The organism is Mycobacterium sp. 1164985.4 (assembly GCF_001668575.1).
In the GTDB taxonomy this organism is placed as follows: Bacteria; Actinomycetota; Actinomycetes; order Mycobacteriales; family Mycobacteriaceae; genus Mycobacterium.
Map to the genome: position 1 here is coordinate 1 of NZ_LZMD01000072.1, position 6,775 is coordinate 6,775.

Genomic DNA, 6,775 nt, shown 5'->3' on the forward strand with positions numbered 1-6,775 from the left:
TATCGTTGTTTTGGCGGCGTTTGGGGATTAGGGGGTGGGCCGGGGATCGGCCGGCATGATGCGTTGTACTGGCGATTTCACCCCAGAAACAACGAATGCGCGGCCCCCTCGGGGACCGCGCATTCCGGCGTCGAGCGCCTCAGTCGAAGATGTCGAACCCGCCCGCGTCGATATCGAGCTGCTGCACGTCGGCCATCGCATCGCTGAAGTCGTCGATCGTCGGCGCTTGTTCGACCACATCGTCGGTCACTGGGTGGTCCAGCTGCTGCAGCGAGGTGTCGTCCACCCCGGCGACGCTGGGGACGTCCGGATCGGCGAGATCGGAGACCCCCGGGTCGGAGATCAGCGCGGTGGAGACGTCGTCGACCGCATTGGCCGGCACATGGTCCCCGAAGGCGTCGAACGCCGCCGTGGCCGCACCACTGCTCCACACATTGCTCGCGGCCTCGGCGATGCCGCCGTCCAGCCCGGTCGTCGGGACGGTCGTCGGCAGCGCCGACATCGACTCCGAGACCACAGGGATCAGGGCATGGACATCGGCACTGGTCACGTTCGTCAGATTGGCGTCGACAATGGCTTGATCCGGATCAGCGGCGAAACGCGCGGCGGCGTCGGGATCACGCACCACCGACATGACGAAGTCGAGTAGCTCGTTGGCCATGAAACACCCTCCCTCCCTCAAACAGATATAAGTGGCTAGAGACATGACCTAGCCAAGCGGCTTGCCACGATGCTATCGACGGCGACGCCCCCCGTGATCGGTGTCAAACCCACCTACTCGGCCGGGCCGTTAGGGGACGAACCGTTAGGGGATTTCTTCCCACTAGGGGCAGGTCCCGTATTCGGAGAGATCCAGCCGCTATCGTGATGGCCGGGTCCGAATTGACCCAAATACAGAGGTGGAGATGAGCGACTCACTCGGGTTGTCGATCGGTTCGACCAACTTGGTGGCGGCCCGGGTCGGCCGCCCCCCGGTCATGCGGCGATCCATTCTCACGATCTTCGACGATCGCCCGCCGGAGGTCGGCGTACCAGCCGAGAACCCGAACCTGAACCAACCGGGGACGGTGCTGAGCGGCTTCGTCGAACGGGTGGGCGACCCGGTGCCGTTGGTCGCGGCCGACGGTTCACCGCATCGCGGAGAACAGGTGCTGGCCGAAGCCCTCGACGCCATGGCCCGCACGGTCGGCGGCGGATCTCCGGTCGTGATCGCGGTGCCCGCGCATTGGGGCGCCGCGGCGACGGGTGCGCTACGGGGCGCCCTGCGCGCCGCACCCGGTCTGGCTCCCGGCCGGGTCTCGCCCACGCTGGTGCCCGATTCGGCGGCGGCCCTCGCCGCACTGCAGGCCGCGCCCGGACTGCCGTCGAGCGGCGTCGTTGTGCTGTGCGATTTCGGCGGTAGCGGCACCAGCATCAGCCTGGCCGACGCCGGTGCCGGTTTCGCTCCGCTCGGGGAGACGGTCCGCTACCCCGAGTTCTCCGGTGACCAGATCGACCAGCTCCTGCTCAACCATGTCGTCGCGGGCATCGCCGCGGCCAACGACGCAGATCCGGCGGGCACCGCCGCCGTCAGCTCGCTGGCCCGGTTGCGCAACGAGGCCCGCGTGGCCAAGGAACAGCTGTCCGCCGACACCGCAGCGGTCGTCCACGCCAATCTGCCCGGGTACACCTCCGACGTGCGAGTGACCCGCACCGAGCTGGAGCAGCTGATCAGCGAACCCCTCGACGGTGTGCTCAACGCCGTCCAGGAAGCGTTGCAGCGCAACAACATCCCGATGGCGAATGTCTCGGCCGTCGCGACTGTCGGCGGCGGTGCGAACATCCCGATGGTCACTCAGCAGCTGTCGACCCGCCTGCGCGCGCCCGTCATCACCACACCGCAGTCGCAGCTGAACGTCGCGGCGGGCGCAGCGCTGATCGCCGACGTCGCCGAAGCGGCAACGGGGATGGCGCCCGCAGCGGATGCCCCGACCGGCATGGCGCCGACCAGCATGGCCGCGGCCGCGTGGGCCGCGGGCGCCGCCGGCGTCGCGGCCTCTGAGTCGGCCGCCGACGGGGCCGCCTCGGCGACGTTCCGCGCGCTGGCGTGGTCACAAGACGACTCCCCCGCCGATGAGCCGGTCCCGTACGCCGGCGAGGACTACACGTTCGAAGCGGGCGCAACCGGCGCGCGACCGGGGATGGAATTCGCCCATGAGGAAGAGCAGTACGAACCGGAGCCCGCACCGCTGGCGTGGTACCGCCGACCGGTGGTGCTGTTCGGCGCGGCGGCTGCCGCGGCACTGCTGGCCGCCGGTGGGCTCGCGGTCACGCTGACGAGCACGAGCGGTGACAGCTCTCCGGTCACCGAGACCGCGACGACGGTTGAGACCGGACCTTCCCCGGAGCAGACGACTTCTGTTGCGCCGCAGACGGTCACGGTCACCGGAGAGGATGGCCGTGCGACCACGAGCGTGATCCCGCCGCCGCCGCCCCCCGAGACGACGACCACCACGACGACGCCGAGCACCACGACTACGACGACAACGACGACCACCACGACCACCACAACCACCACGCCGACGACCACGACGACGCGTCCGACGACCACGCAGCCGACGACCACCCAGCCGCCGACGACCACCGAACCGCCGACGACGTCGATCGAACCGCAGCCGGACATCCCCGCCGAGGACGAGCCGTAGCGCTATGACCGCGTCGGACCCGCGGACCGAAATCCCGCCGCCCGCACGCGAAGCGGTCGCGAGGCTCGCGGCCGCCCCTACCGAGCCGGTCAAACTTCTCGTCTCGGGCGGCGTCGGTACCGGCAAGACCTCGGTGCTGGCCGCCGTCCGGAATGCGTTGCGGGCCGCGGGCGTGCCCGTGCTCACCCGCGCCCCGCGCGCCGGCGAGCATGCCGCGGTGGTCATCGACGACGTGCAGCTGCTCGACGACGACGACCTCGACCAACTCACGGATCGGGTTTCCGACCCGGATTCGACGGTCATCGTCAGCAGTGAGCCGGTGGCGCACCGACCGGCCATGCGCGCCCTGTCGACGGCGATCGAACGCGAGAACCCGGTCGTCGACCTTGGGTCGCTGGGCCCGGCCGACGTCGCGGGCCTCGTCACCGAAAAGCTCGGCGGCACACCACCGTCCGATATGGTGCGGTCATTGGTCGTCGCGACGGCCGGGCTGCCGTTCCTGCTTCAACCGGCGATCGCCGCCGCCGTGGCCCCGGAGGGCGAGGCGCCCGCCACCGCCATCCTGCACGCCGTCAAGTACGCGATGATCGAACGGCTCCGCCGCCTCGACGACGCGCTGCTGGACGCGCTCCTGATGACGTCGTTGAGCAGAGAGCTCGGCCCGGACGACGTCGCGGCGGCGTTGCGGATCGGCGCCGAGCAGGCGCACACACTGGTCGATCGTGCCCGCGCCACCGGCCTCATCGAGCCGTCTCACAGCCGGGCATTCCTCCGCACTCTGCACCGGTGTGTCGCCCAAATCCTCGGCGCCGCACGGCATCACGATACCGAGGTGTCGCTTCTAGTGTCGCAGCTCGAATCGTCGACGCTGTCGGCGGACCTGGCGCTGCAGATGGCCGAGCACGGGTTGCGCGACGACCGCCTGGCCACCGCGCTGGCCGACATGGCGGCACGCAGCCATAACCAACCCGCAAGGGCGGCAAGGCTTTACCGCGGTGCGGTCGATGCGGGGGCGACCGCGCTGAGCTCACAGCTGGCCGACGCGCTAGCGCTGAGCGGCGACTGCGGCACCACGGGCCGGCTCACCGATCAACTGCTCGGATCCGACGATGCCGCCGAAAAGGCCGCCGCGGTCCGGATCGCCGCCAGCATCGCGGTCCACGACGGCAGCGCCGCCCAGGCCGCGGAACTGTTCCGCTGGCTGGGACCGTATCCGGACGCGTTCATCAGCGCTGCGGGCGCCGTGGTGTCGATCGCCGCCGGCGACCTGTCCGCCGCGCGGACGGCGTTGTCCGTCGAGAGCGGCGGGCCGCCGACCTCCACCGCCCGCGCCGCGCGCAGCCTTGCCGACGGGCTGCTGATGTCGCTGGACGCCCCCTACCCCGCCGCCGTCGCCCGACTCGGCCAGGCGATCACCACCGACCAGGCCACCACCGGCGTCGCTCCTGACACCCCCGCTGCGCTGGTGACCCTGGCCGCACTGCACGGCGGCGATCCGGTGCGGGCCCGCAGCGTCATCGGCCGCGCCGTGCGCTCGGGCCTCGAGGACGGTTCGGAGGCCGCGCTTTTCGTCGCCCGCAGGCATCGGCTGCTGCTGGGCTGGGTGCGCATGCAGGACGGACAGCTGTCCGCGGCGACGTCAGACGTCGCGATCGTCGGCGCCGACGCCGACAGCGCCCCACTGCATCGCCGCGACGCACTGTGGGCGGCCGCACTGCAGACCGCGATCGCCCGGCGCAGCGGCGACACCGGCGCCATGCAGAAGCACTGGTATTCGGCGGTGGAGGTGCTGGCCGAGTACTCGATGGACCTCTTCTCTCTGCTGCCGCTCGGCGAACTGTGGGTGGCCGCCGCTCGAATGCACCAGATCGACCGGCTGCGCCACACCATCGACGAGGCCTTCGCTCTTCTCGGCTCACTCGGCGATCCGGTGTTGTGGTCGGCTCCGCTGCACTGGGCAGGTGTGCACGCAGGCATCCTCGCCAACGCTCCCGACGCAGTCGCGCCGCACGGCCAGGCGCTCACGACGGCGGCCGGCCGCAGTCCCTTCGCCAGGACACTGGCCACCGCCGGCCGCACGTGGTTGCGGGTGTTGGCGAACCACGTCGACACCGACGAGGTCACCACCGCCGCGCGGCTGCTCGCGCAGGTCGGCCACACGTGGGATGCCACCCGGCTCGCCGGTCAGGCCGCCCTGCAGGCCCCCGACGGCCGCGTGTCGGGTGCGATGCTTCAGCTCGCGCGCGACCTGAAGCAGGCCGTCGCACTCGACGAGGCTCCCGGCGCCGAGCAGCCTGCAGCGCCCGAAGCCGCGCGGGCCGGTACGGCGCGCCCCGTGTCGTCGCGACTGTCCGACCGCGAGCGTGAGGTCGCCGAACTGCTCCTGCTCGGCATGCCGTACCGCGACATCGGTGCGCAGCTGTTCATATCGGCGAAGACGGTCGAGCACCATGTCGCCCGGATCCGCCGCCGTCTCGGCGCGGATTCCCGGTCCGAGATGTTGTCGATGCTGCGGGCGATGCTGGCGCCGCAGTCGTAATCCCCCAACTCGTCGCCATCCCCTAACGAAGATCCCCTAACCGGGCCCGCCGACGACGGGATCGGCGCCGGATCCGCAGGCCGGCGCAGCACCATAGCGTCATCCCATGATCAGTCACCAGGCATCTCCGGACCGGCCGCTGGGTGTTTCGGTCGGCGCGACCAACCTCACCGCGACCCGCGACGGCCACGCCGCGGTGATCAGGCCCTCCGAGCTGACGGTCGGCGGCCAACGACTCACCGGATTCGTCGACCGCATCGGCGATCCCGTTCCGCTCATCGCCCCCGACGGCTCGACCCATCGACCCGAGCGGCTCCTCGCCGAAGCACTGCGAAGGCTCGGCCACAACGGCGACACGGACATGGCGGTGGCGGTTCCCGCGCACTGGCGGCCGTCGGTCGCCGACTCCGTGCGCCAGGTCCTGCGCGACGATGTTCCGGTCATCACCGACGCCACCGCGGCCCTGGCGGCTCTGAACGCGGAGCCTGGCCTGCCCTCCCGCGGCGTCGTGGTGCTCTGCGACTTCGGCGGTACCGGAACCAGCATCACGCTGGCCAACGCCTCCTCGGGCCACGGGGTGGTCGGCGAGACCGTCCGGTTCGCAGACCTGTCAGGCGATCTCGTCGACCAGGCGCTCCTGACGCACGTGATGTCGTCGCTGCCCTTCGACACCGATCCATCGGGCACCGCCGTCGTCGGCTCGCTGACGCGCCTGCGGGAAGAATGCCGCGCCGCCAAGGAACGGTTGTCTGCGGACACCGCGACGGCGATTCCCGTCGACGTGCCCGGATACCGCGCGGAGATTCGCGTGACCCGCGCCGAGCTCGAGCAGCTGATGCAGCATCCGGTCGCCGACTTCCTGGCGGTCGTGGACGACACTCTCGATCGCTACGGCGTCCCGGCGGCCGCCGTCACGGCGGTGGCGACGGTCGGCGGCGGAGCACGCATTCCGATAATCACCACGAAGCTGTCCGAACATCTGCGCGCGTCCGTGGTGACCACCCCGCAACCCCAATTGGCCGCGGCCGGCGGCGCCGCCCTGATCGCACACCGCCGACGCGTCGTCGAACCCGCGACGACCCTGACGCCCGCCGGGGTCGAGGAAGCGACCGTCCGCATCGACGGACCGCCGTCGAGCGCGTTCGGTGCGCTGGCCTGGTCCCAGGACGACCAGGACTACGCGCCACTTCCCGTCACCGAGTCCCGCCCCGACCTCGTCTTTCAACGCGAGGACTGGCAGGACGAGGCGCCGCCCCGGCGTTCCCCCCTCGTGCTGTTCGGTCTCGCAGCCGCCGCGGCGGCGGTCACTACCGGATTGTTCGTCGTGATGCAACTGCGCGACGACACCGTCACCCCGGTCGAGGCGGCGACCAGCACTGTCGCACCACCCCCCGCGCCTGCGGCGCCGGCTCCCACTCCAGCACCCCCGGCGCCGCAGGCCCCTCAACTCACCACGATCGTCGTGCAACCGGCACAGCGGTCGTCGGCGCCCCCGCAGCGCAGCGCGCGCCCGGCGCCTGCGACACAGGCGGCCCCGAGCCCGCCACGTACG

The 6,775-nt window shown here is 71.0% G+C and carries 4 protein-coding genes; 3 read left to right on the plus strand and 1 reads right to left on the minus strand.

Going from position 1 to position 6,775, the window contains the following annotated elements:
• Nucleotides 1-139 precede the first annotated feature (139 nt).
• Nucleotides 140-661: an Rv0340 family IniB-related protein gene (locus A5650_RS14860; RefSeq protein ID WP_067292739.1), complete on the minus strand. Its 522-nt coding sequence runs from the start codon at nucleotides 659-661 to the stop codon at nucleotides 140-142.
• A 244-nt stretch (nucleotides 662-905) separates the two neighbouring features.
• Here A5650_RS14860 and A5650_RS14865 point away from each other — a divergent pair, with 244 nt between their 5' ends.
• The 3 genes from A5650_RS14865 to A5650_RS14875 all read left to right on the plus strand — a co-directional run.
• Nucleotides 906-2,684, plus strand: a complete 1,779-nt coding sequence (locus tag A5650_RS14865; RefSeq protein ID WP_067292748.1) for an Hsp70 family protein — start codon at nucleotides 906-908, stop codon at nucleotides 2,682-2,684.
• Nucleotides 2,685-2,688: 4 nt separating this feature from the next.
• On the plus strand, nucleotides 2,689-5,223 hold the full coding sequence (iniR, locus tag A5650_RS14870) for an isoniazid response ATPase/transcriptional regulator IniR (RefSeq protein WP_067292742.1): 2,535 nt from the start codon (nucleotides 2,689-2,691) through the stop codon (nucleotides 5,221-5,223).
• A gap of 106 nt (nucleotides 5,224-5,329) precedes the next feature.
• Nucleotides 5,330-6,775 (plus strand): Hsp70 family protein (locus tag A5650_RS14875; RefSeq protein ID WP_067292745.1); only part of this gene is annotated, 1,446 nt, incomplete at its 3' end.